General features: G+C 62.0%; 9 protein-coding genes. All 9 read left to right on the top strand.

All coding sequences use genetic code 11. The features are described 5' to 3' along the window. A partial coding sequence (locus tag V8Z78_RS22510) for an InlB B-repeat-containing protein (protein WP_349732191.1) occupies positions 1 to 581 on the top strand: 581 nt, incomplete at its 5' end. A gap of 44 nt (positions 582 to 625) precedes the next feature. Next, positions 626 to 1,081, top strand: a complete 456-nt coding sequence (locus V8Z78_RS22505; protein WP_349732190.1) for a hypothetical protein — start codon at positions 626 to 628, stop codon at positions 1,079 to 1,081. A 134-nt stretch (positions 1,082 to 1,215) separates the two neighbouring features. Then, positions 1,216 to 1,545 (top strand): hypothetical protein, encoded by a 330-nt coding sequence (locus V8Z78_RS22500; RefSeq protein WP_349732189.1) that lies wholly within the window; start codon positions 1,216 to 1,218, stop codon positions 1,543 to 1,545. Positions 1,546 to 1,554: 9 nt separating this feature from the next. Continuing rightward, on the top strand, positions 1,555 to 4,713 hold the full coding sequence (locus V8Z78_RS22495; RefSeq protein ID WP_349732188.1) for a phage tail tape measure protein: 3,159 nt from the start codon (positions 1,555 to 1,557) through the stop codon (positions 4,711 to 4,713). A gap of 2 nt (positions 4,714 to 4,715) precedes the next feature. Next, a complete protein-coding gene (locus V8Z78_RS22490; protein WP_349732187.1) occupies positions 4,716 to 5,072 on the top strand; it encodes a hypothetical protein in 357 nt (118 codons plus the stop codon). Continuing rightward, positions 5,069 to 5,530, top strand: coding sequence for a DUF1833 family protein (locus V8Z78_RS22485; RefSeq protein WP_349732186.1), 462 nt, complete (start codon positions 5,069 to 5,071; stop codon positions 5,528 to 5,530). Before V8Z78_RS22490 ends, V8Z78_RS22485 begins: the two co-directional genes overlap by 4 nt. Then, the gene (locus V8Z78_RS22480) at positions 5,530 to 5,934 is read left to right on the top strand and encodes a hypothetical protein (protein ID WP_349732185.1); all 405 of its coding nucleotides are present in this window, start codon (positions 5,530 to 5,532) and stop codon (positions 5,932 to 5,934) included. The genes V8Z78_RS22485 and V8Z78_RS22480 overlap by 1 nt, the downstream gene beginning before the upstream one ends. Continuing rightward, positions 5,925 to 7,313 carry a TipJ family phage tail tip protein gene (gpJ, locus tag V8Z78_RS22475; protein WP_349732184.1) on the top strand — a complete coding sequence of 463 codons (1,389 nt, stop codon included), beginning with the start codon at positions 5,925 to 5,927 and terminating at the stop codon, positions 7,311 to 7,313. Before V8Z78_RS22480 ends, gpJ begins: the two co-directional genes overlap by 10 nt. Further along, entirely contained in the window at positions 7,304 to 15,373 is an 8,070-nt protein-coding gene (locus V8Z78_RS22470; RefSeq protein ID WP_349732183.1) for a phage tail tip fiber protein, read from the top strand. Before gpJ ends, V8Z78_RS22470 begins: the two co-directional genes overlap by 10 nt. Positions 15,374 to 15,377: the final 4 nt, after the last annotated feature.

Here is a 15,377-nt window from a genome sequence, read left to right as displayed (position 1 = left end):
CCTGCTGCACAAGAAAGCAGCAGGCTAGGGTTAATGCGTGGGTCAGATTGAGATGGAAAAACCGGGGGCTAGTGGGTCACTTCTGGGTGGAAATCAACAACAAGCGCAAGGGCTCCTTCGATGAAGGCGCCATCACGCTGCCCATGGCACGTTCCAAGAACGATGCCGGTCAGAAGCTGATGGCTGCTGCCTCCGAATCCGATGACAGCTTCAGCTACTGCATCCGTCTGCAGGATGGCACCTGCCACTACTTCACGGCGCAATGCATGTCCTTCAAGACCAATGTGGGCGGCGTGGACAGCATCACCGGCAAGACCGCCGTGCTGGAAATCGACAGCGACATCCTCGAGGTCGAGCCTCCAACCTTCCAGCTCAAGTACCAGGCCGGCACGAACGGCTCCATTCTGGGCGTGGCCACTCAGATCGTGGCCGAAGGCGGTAGCGGTACGCCAGTCACTGCCAAGGCCGCTGACGGCTTTGCCTTCAGTAAGTGGAGCGACGACAGCACGGATAACCCGCGCGTGGACACGCAAGTTGCCGCCGCCGTCAACGTGACCGCCTCCTTTGTTGCTGTGCCCTGATCGGCTGGGTGCACTCACTTTCATAACGAATCAAGGAAATAGACATGGGCCTCATCAAGCGTTCCTCTCTCCAGACTGTCCAAACCGGCACCCTGCACCTCAAGGATGTTCGTGGTATCCCCATGATGTTCTCCCCCGAGGCGGGCGAGGCCGGTGTGGAAATCGCGGCTCAGCCGGTCATCGTCACGATCTACGGCCCAGGCTCCGAGCAACACCGTAAGGCACAGCAGGCCGCCAGGCAACGCATCCTCGAATTGCTGCGCCAGGCTGGTGATGAAGGCCGTTCTCGCAATCTGACGGATGAAGAGCGCCATGCGGACGGAGCCGAGCTGCTGGCGGACATGGTCGCAGACATCACCGGCTTCGACTTCGAAGGCCAGACCCAGCGCGAGTTCTTGCGCGGTCTGTTTGCCGACCCCTCGTGCGGCTACATCACCGATCAGGTCAACAGCTTCGCAGGTGACTGGGCAAATTTTTGCAAGGGTGCAGCCAAAGCCTGACGCTGCACGTCCGCACCCTCGCGTGGCTCAGCGCCACGCTCAAGCCGTCGAACCCATCCAAGAAGCCCCGCCGCAGTGAAGAACAACCGCTCACACGTCGTCAGAAACTGGCAGAGGAAGGCCGAACGCACGATGTGCCTGAAGCCGGCCCTGCTGCGTATCTGCTCGAGTACCTCTGGGATTTTGGGCCGGCAGAGCACAACGGCATGGGCTTGGTGCCCATCGGCTATTTGCAGATCAACGCCTGGCAGCAGGTCACCGGTCTGCAGCTATCGCCCTGGGAAAGTGCAACGCTGCGGCAGCTCTCGTGCTCGTATTGCGCAGAGCTTGCCACGGCCACGGACCCCATGGCCGCTGCGCCTGGCAGCGCACATGAAACCCCGGAGCAGGCGGCTGAGCGCCGTGGCCGCGTCAGTGGTGCCCTATCAAGCATGCTCCGCAGACGCGCAAAGCGGGGCCGTTGAGGTGCACGCATGAGCGAGGCTGTCCAGTTCCTCAAATTCGTCATCTCGGGTGACGACGCCGAGCTGGCAGAGGCCGTAGCGCGGTCGCGCAAAACGGTCACCGGCCTGTTTGACGTTCAGTCTGCCGGCGCAAAGCGACTGGTGGACTCTTCTGTCTATGTCAACGGCTGGCGTGAGGCGCTGCAAGAGGCCAGCGGTGCCGAGCAGCGCATGAGCGCCACTGCGCTGTTTGAGGCCCAGCATCAGTCCGCGAAGAAGCTGGCCACCGACGCTGGCTATGTGGATTTCTGGGTCAATGCTCTGCACCAGCAGGAAGCGGCTGAGAAGAAGCTGGCCTCGGACAACGCATTCCTGCGGTCACTGCAGGAGCGGTCAAGCCAGATTGGCAAGACCACCGCTGATATTCTGGAAATGCAGGCAGCCCAGCGCGGGCTGTCCACGCAGGCGGCGCCCATGATCGCCCACCTGCGACAGGCCGAGAAGTCATTCGGTGCCACCGGTGTAAGCGCTGCACAGACTGCAGCGGCTATGCGCATGGTGCCTGCGCAGTTCACCGATATCGTCGTTTCCCTGCAGGGTGGTCAGCAGCCGCTGACAGTGTTGCTGCAGCAGGGCGGCCAGCTCAAGGATATGTTCGGCGGCACAGGTGCAGCCGCAAAGGCGTTGGCTGGCTACATCCTTGGCTTGATCAATCCCTACACGGTTGCAGCAGGGGCAGTCGGCGTGTTGGCTCTTGCTTATTACCAGGGCAGCCGCGAAGTCGACAGAATGCGCGAAGCCGTGGTGATGTCCGGTAATGCATCTGGGGTAACTTTGAGCCAGATGCGTGCCTATGCGGTGAGTATCGACGGCGTGATAGGCACCCATGGCAAGGCCGTTGAAGCAATAACTGCCATGGTGGCGGCAGGTGTTCGCGGTGGCGACCAGCTCCGTGACTATTCGGAAGTGGCGATTCGCTGGGAGCGCGCCACAGGCACTGCCGTGGACAAGACAGCTGAAAAGTTCGCCAGCCTGCAGAACGATCCCCTGAAGGCAACCCTCAAGCTCAACGAGGGCACGAACTATCTGACCTCTGCGGTCTATCTGCAGATCAAGGCGCTCGAAGATCAAGGGCGCACGACGGAAGCAGTCAAGGTGGCTCAGAAGGCCTTTGCGGACTCGCTGGTGTCGCGATCCGATGAAATGGTCAAGCATCTGGGATTGGTCGAACGGAGCTGGATCGCAATCAAGGACGCCATCAAGGACGTCTGGGATCTCATTAAGAGCGTTGGCCGGGAGTCTGCTACCGATGACCTGATTAAAAAGCAGCAGGAGACTGTCGACAACCTTCGCCAGCGAGCCAGTGCCTCACCTTGGGACGGTCGTATCAAGCCGATGCTTGATGCTGCCGAGGCACATCTTGAAGTGCTCCGAAAGCAGCAAGTCACAGAGCGAGAGACAGCTGCCTCGGAGAGTGCCCGTGCCGTCAACCTAAAGGCGACGGAAAAATGGGAAGCACTGCTCGATCAACACGCCGACAACCAGGCCAAGAAGAAAAAGGCATTAATCAGCCTCGAGAGTGATTATCAAAAGAAGCTCAAGGCGGTTGGAGACGATGAAGTTGCTCGGCAGAAGGTCAAGGATGACTACCTGAAGCTTCAGAAAGCCACCGAGGAGCAGTTCAAGGACAAAGGCTCTGGCGCTGCAGGCAGGAGAGAGCAGACTGCTTATGAGACTCTGATCTCCAGCATCCGAACCAAGGTTGATGAAGCCAAGAAGGAGCTGGAGGTCGACCGCGAGCTCACCGAAAGCCAGAAGATCCGTGCGAAGCTGGATAACGATGTTGCTGCGGGGCGTCTCAAGCTATCGGATGCTCACCGTAAGAATGTCGAAGCGGCTATGGCCGACCTGCAGGCCCAGGAAAAGCTTGCCGATGCACGCAAGGGTAGCAAGCTGACCGATCAGCTGCTGTCGGAGAACTCGCCACTGGCTCCCAACTTCGCCCAGCAGTGGAAGCAGATCAGCGCTGCCTACGATGGCACTGAGGAAAGTCTGCAGCGCCTTATTCAGGCCCAGGCAGTCCTGTTGGCCAAGCAGCCATTTGCACAGCAGGCCATGGCCATCGAGCAATCCCGAGTCGAGGCGGAGCAGTACCTGTCCACTCTGCAGCGAGCTCAGGAGCGCGAAGTGCAGCTCGTTGGTATGGGCGGGCGTCAGCGCGAGTACTACAACGGCATCAACCAGATCAAGGACGCCTATGCTGGCCGCCGCTACGACAACAACCGTGATCGTGAGCAGGCGCGTGCCCGTTCTGGCGGTCAGCTCACTCCGTATCTGGAGAGCTTCTACAACGAAAAGGCCCAGCAGATCGATGAATTCGAGCGCAGGGCCAAGGCCAGCTACAAGAACACGTTCGATGCCATTGGGCAGGCCCAGGGCAATTGGCTGACGGGCGCCACAAAGGCATTCGACGACTACGCCGCAAGCGCCGCCAATGTGGCAGAGCAAACCGCTGGTGTGTTCAACCGGGTCTATGGCGGCCTGGAGGATGCGGCCCTGTCATTTGCCATGACTGGCAAGAGCAGCTTCAAGGACTATGCCCAGTCGGTCATTTCTGAGCTGATCCGCATTCAGCTCCGCGCCCAGATGGTGTCGATTCTGGGTGGGGCCAAAGGCAACGGGCTGCTGGGCACGTTGATCAGCGGTGTGACGCAACTCTTCGGCGGCGGCACGCAAGCCCCCGGCGTGCAGGCCACAGGTGCTGAAACCATGGCTGTCTCGGGCTGGGGCTCGGTCAGTGGCATCGATCTGGGCTCGGTGGCTGGCGGCCGCGCCAACGGCGGCCCCGTGACGGCCGGCAACCTCTATGAGGTCAATGAGCGAAAGATCCCTGAGCTGCTCAACATCGGTGATCAGCAGTTCCTGATGATGGCCGGCGCCAATGGCTACGTGACCCCTCTGCAGGCTGCTGGCTCTGCTCCTGCTGGCGGTGCCCAGTCTGCTCCTGTACGCATCGACATGCAGGTCATCAACCAGGGTGCTCCTGTCGAGGCCCAGGTCCAGTCGCAAAACCGTGCTGATGGCAGCGTCGCCATCAAGCTGATCCTCAAGGCCGTCGCAGAAGACACGGCCTCTGGTGGGGTTACGGCCCGCGCCACCAGGCAGCGCTTTAACTTGCAGGAGGCCTGACCATGGCGCAACTCCCAGACTATCTCACCATCCTGCTGGACGATACCGGCGAAGAGTTCGACCCAGGCGTCATCAAGAGCGAAATGGAGCGCGGCATGGCCAAGCAGCGCGTGGGCCAGAGCCGTGTCGTGGTGGAAGTGCCCGTCACGCTGCTGTTCGACAGTGCTGCAGATGCTGAGTCCTTCTACGACTGGTACTTCAACACCATAAAGCGCATCGGCTTTTTCACGTGGACAGATCCGCGGACTCAGACGCTTCGCACAGGTCGCTTCAAAGATGGAGCCATCGGCAAGCTGGTGCCCACTATTGCTGAGTATGCACAGAGCAAGCGCTCCTGCGTGCTGGAGTACCTGCGATGAATGACTTTCGCACGCGAAACCAGCGATTGACCGACGACGTCGGGCATATCGAGCTGCTCGAGGTCTCCAACCCCAGCTTTTCGGAGTCCATGCATATCTGCAACGACGTGCAGGACTTCGTGAGCCGTGGCATCAGTTACATCGGCCTGCCATTCGGCTTCACGTTGCCCGACGACGTTTCCGGCCAGGCACCTCGAATGCGCCTGAGCATGGACAACGTAGGCCGCGGCGTCAGCGACGAACTCGAGCGCCGCCAGCCGGGCACCACCACGATGGCCAAGCTGATCATCGTGCCGCGCGATCAGCCCGATGTGCACCAGCACGTTTACTGGCTGCCCATGTCCAGCGTGAGCATCAGCGGGGCGTCTGCCCAGGCCTCCTGCAGCGTGGACGAGCTCATGCGCCGCTCGGCCTGTCTGCAGATTGCCAACCCACACACCTTGCCGGGGGTCTTCTGATGCTGGATGCCTTGCAACTCGATCGCTTCGTTGGCATTCCCTATTGCCCACGGCATATGGACTGCGCAGACCTAGCCTTGCTGCTGCAGCGAGAGCTGTTCGGCCGTGAGGTGGTGCTGGCCGGCAAGCGCGTGCGGCCGCTCGAGTTGGACGCCCAGGCTGCGGCGATCGCCGGCTACTGCTCCGAACTCGGCACGGCTGTGCTGGTTCCGCACGACGGCGATGCCGTGTTGATGCGCGACTTCGATGCCGAGCAGGCCGGCCATATCGGCATTTATGTGTTTACCAATTACGCACCACATGTGCTGCATACCTCCCACAAGCTGGGTGCGTCTGTGCTGCACCGGGTGCAAGACTTGCAAGGCTACGGCCTGGTCGTTGAGGGCTATTACCGATGGAAGTGAATCGCGCTGAATCTGTCGCTGTGGCTGCCGTTGGCGGGGTTCCCGCCGATGTGCTGGACATGGCGGGTCGGCTGGTTGTCTCGCCCAATGCGTTGACGCTGGACGGCCAGCGCAACGTGCCGGCAGATCTGCAGCCTGGCGAGAGCCTGGCAACCTTCCTCGAGCGCCATGTGCCCGGTATCCGCTCGGGAGCCTGGACGGTGATGATTGGCGGGGCCATGGTGCCGCAGACCATGTGGGCGCATACCTATCCCAAGCATGGGCAGTTGATCGCCTGCCGGGCCGTGCTGCGTAAGAGTGCACTGCAATTGGTGGCCCTGGCTGCACTGACCTACTTTTCTGGCGGCATCGCCGGCGGCATTTACGGAGCCCTTGGTGGGACGTATGTTTCGGCCGCGGCGGGGATGTACCTTTCTGCGATCCAGTTCGGCGTGTTCATTGCTGGATCGGTGCTGATCAACAAGGTGCTGGGCCCCAAGATTCCCTCTGTTCACTCCCAGGCGCAGAAGCAGATCTACAGCCTAAGCGACCAGCGAAACACCTCGCGGCCCTATGAGTCCATCCCTGTGCTCTGGGGCGAGATGCGCGTGACGCCTGACCTGGCCAGCAAGTCCTATGCTTGGTATGAGGGCGACGACCAGTACCTGAGCACGATCCTGCTCGGCGGCATCAACGTGCATAGCGCTGCGGATCTCGCCATCGGGGATACGCCCATCGGCAACTACAACGATGTGAGCATCTACTACAACGGCTTCCCAGGCATGCCCAGTCAGGATGTGCCGCTGTACAGCAATGTCGATGCCGTTGCCGGCGCAGAGTTCGTCAACGGCGGCGACTGGATTACGCGCACTGGCTCGGCCGGCGCGGGTGTGCTGCAGCTTGACATCGAGGGCCAACTGTATGACGTAGACAACAAGGGCAACATCAAGCCCAACTCGGTTGATCTGACGATTGAGGCCCGCCTGGTCGGCACCACTGCCTGGGGTACGCTGGCCAGCAGCACGATCACGAATTCCAGCACCGATGTGCTGCGCCGTACTCATTCCTTTGATGTGGCGCCTGGACAGTATGAAGTGCGGGCCAAGCTGGGCGTGCCGCGCTGGAACGAGGGCGGATCAGCCGACGCCTGCAAGTTCAACTGGGTGTCTCTCAAGAGCGTGCAAGCTGACACGACCGACTACAGCCAGTGGGGCCGCATCGGCATCAAGATCCGGGCCTCGGGCCAGCTCAGCGGCAGCCTGGACCAAGTGCGCGCCACCTATCGCGCCAAGCCTATGCCCATCTGGAGGGCACCGAATGGGCCACGGCCAGCACGCGCGCAGACGGTCTGTCCAACCCCGGCGCCATTCTGCTTCAGACGCTGCGCGGCGTGTGGGTGACGGACCGCCAGGGCCAGCGCGTCTTGCAGTTTGGTTTCGGCCTGTCTGATGAGCAGATCGACATCGAGGGCCTGAAGGCCTTCATGCTGCACTGCGCCGCCCGCGGCTACACCTATGACAAGTGGGTGACCTCCAGCATGTCGCTGGGTGCCTTCTGTGAAGAGGTGGCTCTGGCAGGCATGGGTGAGTTCGCCTGGACCGACGGCAGCCGGCCCACCGCCGTCTTTGTGGCCAACGGCCAGCCCAATAGCGCCGTGGTCAACATGGCCAACATGCTCAAGGGCGGTTTTAGCGTGGATTACGCGCTGAGCAACGCCGCCGACGGCATCGAGTACCAATGGCTGAGCCGCGATACCTGGGAGATGACGACTCTGCGCGTCATGGCGCCCGGCGTGACCACCATGCTCAGCCCGGCCAGAGTGACGGGCGAGGGCATCACCAGCGAGGCCCATGCGGCCGTCATGGCGCGCTACCACCTGGCTCAGAGCCTGTACCAGTACAAGACCGTTCACTTCACGGCAGACATCGAGCATCTGGACTATCGCCGGCTGTCGGTGCTGTCGGTGTCCCACGACCTGACGCAATGGGGCTTTGGCGGGCGCGTGTTGTCTGCCCAGCGCATCGGCGCCCAGGTGCGTCTGACCCTGGATGAAGTGGTGCCGCCCCTGGCCTCTGCCTACATCGGTCTGCGCGTGCCTGGTGCTCGCGACTATCGCGTGTGGCCCGTGCAGCCGCTGACCGCCGAATCGGACGTTGTCACCCTGGTGGGCGAGTGGCCCGAGGATCTGGAATTCCCCGGTGAGGGCATCGGCAACCCCGCGCACGACACGCTGTGGTGCTACGACTTCAAGGCCACGCCAGGCTATCGCGTGCGCGTGACGGGCATCGATCCCGAGTCGGATCTCAAGGGCGCCCGCGTCACAGCCGTGCCCGAAGGGCCCGAGTTCTGGGACTACGTGCTCAACGGCACCTATGTGCCCGCGCCCAACCAGAGCAGCATTCCCCAGCTGGGCCGCCCCGTGGTCAAGAACCTGCGCGTGACCGAAAAAGTCAATCTGCAGGGTGATACGGAGTGGTACGAGCTGTCCTGTGTCTGGGATGTGGAGGGCGATTGCGACCATGCCCAGGTGTGGGCCGGCCATGACGGGTCCGAGCTACGCATGGTGGACGGCAACGCCCAGGGCGCGCGCAGCACCTTCCGCATCGATGGGGCGGGGGAGTGGCTGATCGTTGTGCGGCCGTTCAATGCGAATGGGCAGTCCGGGCAGTCGGCAACGCTGCTCTACATCACCACCATGACGCAGCTGCCCCCGCGCAACCCTGGCACCTTCGTGGTGCAGCAGGTGGAGGGCGGTCTGCGCCGCTTTGCCTGGATGTACGCCGGCGAGCGCCCGGCAGCCTTTGCCGGCGTGCAGATCCGCTATGTGCCTGGCGATGTGCCCCTGAGCGTGGCCGATTGGGATGCCATGCAGCCGCTGGGCACCGCCGATGATGTCTATCTCGCGCAGTTCGAGACCACCAAGCCGGATGCAGGTCAGTGGACGTTCGGCCTGCGTGCGGTCGATACGTCGGGCCAGCTGGCCACTGGGGTTGTGCGCTTTGTGGCGGTGCTGGATACGGTTTTCGAGAACATCCGTGAACCGGACCTGACGCCGCCCCCTGCGCCCACGGGCGTGACGGCCGTGCCGCTCATGACTACCGCGCAGGTGAATTGGGCCAGCCCGACCTACACCGACGGCCACGGTCACGACCATAGCGTGATCTATGCGGCGCCCTGGACCACGGGCGGCGCAGCCCCGGCTTTCAGCGCAGCCAAGTCCGTGGGCACCGAGCAGGGGCACCCCGCATCGATCCCGGTCGAGCTGGGCACCAAGTACACCATCTGGGTCACACATGTCAGCGTGGACGGTGTGGAGTCGTTGCCCTCGGCCGGCGTGACCTTCGAGACCGCCCAGGACGTGGGCAAGCTGCTGGACGTGCTGGAGGGCAAGATCACCGAAAGCCAGCTCTATACGGATCTGGCCAAGGAAATCGACCTGATCAGCGGCACAGGCGCGGGCAGCGTCAATGCCCGCGTGCTGGCCGAAGCCCAGGCGCGCGCCCAGGCTGTGGCGGCAGAGGCCAACACCCGTGCGCAGGCGATTACAGCCGAGGCGAACAGCCGCGCGCAGGCGATTGCCGCAGAGGCAGCAGCGCGCGGCCAGGATGTGGCGGCCATGGCTGCAGAGCTGGATGCAGCGGCCAATGACCTGCAGGCCCGCATCGATGCCGTGAATGCCCAGGTCTCGGACATCATCGGCGCGAGCGAATTCGACCCGGCCCAGGGCTATGAGGCGGGGCAACTGGTCAAGTACCAGAACAAGCTCTACAGGGCCAAGGTCAACACCGTGGGCAACCTGCCCACCAATGCCACCTATTGGGATCTGGTGGGCGACTATGCCAGCCTGGGCGAAGCCGTGGCCGCGCATGCGGCGCAGCTGGCCGACCACGCCAACCGTATTACCCAGACCGAGCAGGGTCTGACTGCAGAGGCCACGGCCCGCACCACCCTGGCCGCCCAGCTGCGCGGCAGCTACACGGGCTCGGATGTGGCCCAGGTCACATCCGGCCTGGTCTGGAGCGAGCGCCAGGCGCGTGTTTCTGGTGACAGCGCCAATGCCACGGCCATTGATGCCGTCAAGGCCCGGATGCCCACCGGTACCGGCAAGGCTGCCAGCGAGGCGAGCGTGATCGATGAGGCCACCGCACGCGCCGCTGCCGATGCGGCAGCAGCCTCGCGCACCACAGCCATCGAGGCTCGGCTGCCTGCCGGTACCGGATCGCTGGCCACGGCGGCTGCAGTGACGGCACTGGATACCAGAGTGACGGCGGCCGAGGGATCGCTGACCAGCCAAAGCGGTCAGATCACCAGTTTGCAGAACAACCTGTCTGCCTCCGGTGGATCCAACCTGATCTACAACTCCAGCTATGAACAGCTGGCAAGCAACGGCTCTATCGATGGCTGGGCGCTGGGTGGGGCAGGAACGGCGACGGTCTCGCGCGTTGCCTCTTGGCTGGCAGCCAAGGAATTCGCGGCCCGAGTGGATGCGCCAGGGCTGACAGCTGGCCAGTACAAGGACTTCAACCCGATAACGGCCCTGTATCCCGTTGTGGATGCTGCAGGCAGCTACATGCTGTCAGTGTTCGTTCGGGCCGGGGCAGGCGTGAAGGTGCGGATCTTCGGTCAATCACTCGATTCTGCCGGTGCGACGCTGCAGACCTTCACAGGTGCTCAACTCATCCCAGGGGAGGGCATGCGCGCCACGCTGCAGATGGGGCCCATGCATGCGAATACCACGACCTTGCGCGTGATTCTGCGTGTCTATGACCTAGCCGGCGCGGCTGTGTGGGTTGAGTGGGATCGTGCACAGCTTGAGGCAGGTATGGTCGCCACTGCCTGGCGCGACAACAGCCAGGCTCGCGATGCAGCCACCAGCTCGGCTGTGTCGGGCCTGACCTCGCGTGTCTCTGCGGCAGAGGGAAATATCACCTCTACGTCTGGTCAAGTCACGAGCCTGAGCAATTCGGTGTCGGCGGTTGACCAGCTGCTGACCATCACCGACACGCGCAGCACGGACCAGCCGCCCAGCTGGTACTGGGCCAACTACAAGCGCCGCACGGTGCGCGAGCTCAAGACTCGCTCGGTCATCGGCGCGCCAGGCACATCATCATTCGGCTATCTGGAAACAACGGTGCGCTGGAATGACTCAACTGGTGGCCCCATCGTCCAAGTTTTCAGTACCGATGACGAGCTCAACCAGTACAGCCGCTATTCCACCGTCAATGACGGCTGGACTATCTGGAAGAATGCCGTTCGAGACCTGCAGACGTCCGTGAACCTGAAGGCAGATGCCTCGGCGCTGTCCTCGCTGGACACCCGTGTGACCGCAGCTGAGGGCAGTCTCACTACTCAGGGCCAGAGCATCACGGCGCTGCAAAATTCGATCACCAATGGCCCAGTGCTGCCCAGCGATTTCAGCGCAGGACTGGGCAACTGGACGGCTGCACGTCAGGGCTCACCCACCACCGTGGCTACTACGCCTGGCACTATCGTGACCAATGATGCGGACTTTGGCGTGTGCGCGGACTTCACCAACTGGACGGCAGCGGGCGGAAACGTCCTGACTAAGGGCGTCGTGCCCGCAGCGCCTGGGCGTGTCTACCGTGTGCGGGTGCGCTGCAAGGTTATGGCCTCGCAGGTATTTCCTGTGTCTCTCAACATCGTGGCTGGCACGAACAAGGCGGATTTCACGCTGGGCGGCTCCGATGCCATGAGTGCGTCAGTGTCTGCGCCCTCGGCTGGCCAAGTTGTGGAGTTCACGGCGTTGTTCTCTGACAAGGCTGCCAACACAGCCGGAGCTGTTGCGTGGAATGCGACCTCTGTGTATCTGCGCTTTGGCTTGCGTCTGCATACCGGCGTTGGGACAGGCCTGCAGGTGCGTGTGCAAACCATCGTGGTTGAAGATGCCACTGCCGATGCTGCGAACGCTGACGCCACCACGGCACTCACTTCCCGCGTTAGCAATGCTGAGGGCAATATCTCTTCAACCTCGGGTGCGCTGACCACACTGACCAATCGTGTGACGGCGGCTGAAGGTGTCAACGCTTCGCAGGCCGCAGCGATCAGCGGCCTGCAAACGAGCGTGACGAATATCAACGGCACGCTGACCAGCCAGGGATCGGCTATCACGAGCCTTGAAAACAACTTGTCTGAGGCTGGCGGGCAGAACCAGCTTTACAACCCTTCGTTTGAAATTGCTGGTGCAGTAGCAGGGGTGGCCGATGGCTGGGTTACCCGAGGCGGTAGCGGAGCTCCAAATTCCGTCAGGAGTCTTGTCCCATCCTTCTTGGCGCCATCTGAACTTGCTCAGCGGCTCGAATACACAGGGCTGGCAACCTGGGCAGAAATTTGGACCGATACCCACCGCATATCCCTGTCTGCCAATAACAAGGTATCAGCCTCTGCATATTTCAGAGCCACGCCGGGGTTCTTGGTCCGAATCGTGATTGGTTTTCTGAATGCTCAAGGCACTTGGCTTGAGGAGCGGACAGGCGGGCTGACATCTGACGGATCGATGCAGCGGATCTTGCTGCAAAATTTGACGCCACGCTCTGACGCAGTTCTGGCTTGGGTCGGGCTGAGAGTCGCGGGGACTACCGCTGCGCCGTTTACCGGATTCGTGGAATGGGACCGCGCTCAGTTTGAGTTCGGCGCCGCTGTAACCGGCTGGCGCGATAACAGCCTAGCGCGTGATGCAGCCGATGCATCTGCAATTCAGGCGCTGGATAGTCGTGTCACGAATGCCGAAGGCAGTATTACATCAACCTCGTCGGCCCTGACCGCGTTGACCAATCGCGTGACCGCAGCTGAGGGCGTCAATACCTCTCAGGCAACGGCCATCAGCGGGCTGAATTCGAGCGTCACCACGATCAACGGCACGCTGACCTCTCAGGCCACACAAATCACGAACCTGCAGGCTGGCGTGTCGGAGGCTGGCGGGCAGAACCTGCTCTATAACCCAAGTTTTGATATTGCGGGCAGCGTCGCTGGCTTGGCTGATGGGTACGCGCGCGGGCAGTCGTCTGGAGTTGTCGCCACACCGTCGCTGCTCTCATCCTGGCTTGACCCGCTTGGCAAGGCCCAGCGCATGGACTGCACCGGGCTGAGCGCCTCTCTCTATTCAGACGTCACCACCAACAACAATTTCAAGCCGACTGCGGTAGCGGGACAGCGTGCGGCGCTCTCTGTTTATGTCCGTGCGACTGCTGGGCTCTCAGCGCGTGTGTACATCCAGGCTAAGTCTGATCAGACAACTGGCGCGAGCTTGGCAACATACACAGGCACTGTAGTAACGCCTGGCGAGAGCGGAACGCGCCTCACCCTGGTGACGGCTGAACTGCCCGCTGGAACCACTGCGCTGCATGTGATTTTCCGCTTCTACGGTACGGCAACGGTCAGCGCTGGATGGGTGGAGTGGGACCGCGCCCAGGTCGAGCTCGGCACTACGGTCACGGCCTGGCGCGACAACGGCGTGGCTGGCCTGAGTGCCGTCAACGCCGCAGTGACCACAGAGGCCACTGCCCGTGCGAATGCCGACACGGCTCTGGCTTCACGCGCTACAGCGCTGGAAAGCCGCATGCCCACCGGTACTGGCCAGCTGGCCACGGCCGCAGCATTGACGGCGGTGGATACGAGGGTGACGAACATCGACGGCCGCGTGACCAGCGAGTCCTCGCGCCTGGATCAGGTGCAGGCGGCTGTGGGTTCTGCTGCGGCTGGCCTGCAGGCGCTGAATCCACTGGGCGGGGAGTCGGAATGGATTGCTGTCGCCGGCAACGCAGCAGCTACCTTTGTGACGGCTGCTGCAGCTGATGGCCGTGGCGGGGCGGTTCTCACTGTGGGTCATGCAACGGCCAGCGGTTTGAAGTGGTTGCGTCACTTGCCCACGATTCCCTTTGATGACGCCAAGCTCTACAAGCTGACCGCGCGATATAGGCGCACAGCAGGCACTGGCACCGTCTACTTGGGTATTGCTGCCCGCAATGCTGTCAATACGTTGTTTGTGAACACTAACAACGCGGAAATCTCAGACCTTAGCTCTGCGCACTATGCCGTTTCTAATGCGGCGCCTGCGCTGGGAGCTTGGCAGACCGTGGAGTATTACTTCCAGGGGCGTGCGGCTGGCTCGTCCACTGGGTCAGGTACCAAGGCCTCGCCGCGTGCTATGGCGAACAAGACGGCGCTACTGTCGTTGATGTTCCTTGGGAACTACAACGGTCAGGTGGGTTTCTGCGAGCTGGACTACATCACCCTGGAGGATGTGACCGCTGCCGAGCAAGCGGCAGCTGCCATTGCCACCGAGGCCACGGCCCGCGCCACTACCGACGGCTACTTGGGTGCGCAGTATTCCGTGCGCATGCAGCTGTCCCAGGGCGGTCAGCAGGTGGTGGGCGGCTTCGGTGTCTCGGGCACGACCAGCGGCACGGCGGGTCCGCAGATCGATTTCGGGGTGATGGCCAATTCCTTCTGGATCGCGGCCCCCAGCGGATCTCCTGCAGGCGTGAGCAACGTCAAGCCGTTCTCGGTGCAGACCACTTCGCAGACCGTCAACGGCCAGGTTGTCCCGGCCGGCGTCTATATGGACGCTGCCTATATCAGCAATGTGACGGCGCTCTGGGCCCGCTTCGGCAACCTGGTGGCGGACACCATTCAAGCCACCAGCATCAACGTGAGCAAGCTTACGGGTGGCAAATTGTCCGTGGGATCTTGGATCAACTCCTCGAACTACGTGGCGGGCTCAACAGGATGGAGCATCAACTCAGACGGCCAAGCCGAATTCTGTCAGGTGACTGTACGTGGAAGCATCTTTTCAACTGCGGGGACCATTGGCGGTATCACCATCAACGGCAACGGCTTGAACTCGGGTGGCTTCTCCGGCTATCAGTGGCCGCCTGCTGGTCAGAACGGGTTTCATATTGGCCCGAACGGCATCTTGCTGGGCAATGCAAACAGCGGCCGCTATCTGCAGATCGAGGCAAACGGAAACATCTTCGCCCCCGGGTTCTACATCTCCAACGGCAATGCCGTCTTCTCCGGCAACCTCTCCGGCGCATCGGGCAGCTTCAGCGGCGTCCTCACCGCGCAGCGTGTCATTTCCATGGAGAACCTTGACTACAACATTGCGACGGTCGCAGTTGGGGTTACGGCAGGGGATCTAGTTGGGCCCGTCAACGGAGAAATTCTCGGTGTGACTGCACCAGCAGCTGACGGCAATGCGACCTACATCGTCAGTTTTCACGCAGACGTTGGGGCAGGCAGCGCGGGCGGTTTGCAAATCCAAGTGGATGGTGGCACGCAATTCCAGTTCCCGATGAACACAGGCGGCATGAAGTCTTTCAGCTTCACGTTCTCGGGTAACGGGCTGAGTCGCCGTGTGCGCCTCTATGTGTCCAACAACAACACGTCGCCTGCATCGACGGTAACCGCCCGCTCCATTTCCGTAATCGTTTCAAAGAGGTAATTCA

Source organism: Comamonas sp. wu1-DMT (assembly GCF_040187805.1).
Lineage (GTDB): Bacteria > Pseudomonadota > Gammaproteobacteria > Burkholderiales > Burkholderiaceae_C > Comamonas > Comamonas thiooxydans.
This window is presented reverse-complemented; position numbering and strand designations above follow the sequence as displayed.

Excerpts from the sequence above, each read along its gene's own strand:
- V8Z78_RS22505 (WP_349732190.1), top strand. The coding sequence starts at position 626 with ATGGGCCTCATCAAGCGTTCCTCTCTCCAGACTGTCCAAACCGGCACC.
- V8Z78_RS22495 (WP_349732188.1), top strand. The coding sequence starts at position 1,555 with ATGAGCGAGGCTGTCCAGTTCCTCAAATTCGTCATCTCGGGTGACGAC.
- V8Z78_RS22490 (WP_349732187.1), top strand. The coding sequence starts at position 4,716 with ATGGCGCAACTCCCAGACTATCTCACCATCCTGCTGGACGATACCGGC.
- V8Z78_RS22485 (WP_349732186.1), top strand. The coding sequence starts at position 5,069 with ATGAATGACTTTCGCACGCGAAACCAGCGATTGACCGACGACGTCGGG.
- V8Z78_RS22480 (WP_349732185.1), top strand. The coding sequence starts at position 5,530 with ATGCTGGATGCCTTGCAACTCGATCGCTTCGTTGGCATTCCCTATTGC.
- gpJ (WP_349732184.1), top strand. The coding sequence starts at position 5,925 with ATGGAAGTGAATCGCGCTGAATCTGTCGCTGTGGCTGCCGTTGGCGGG.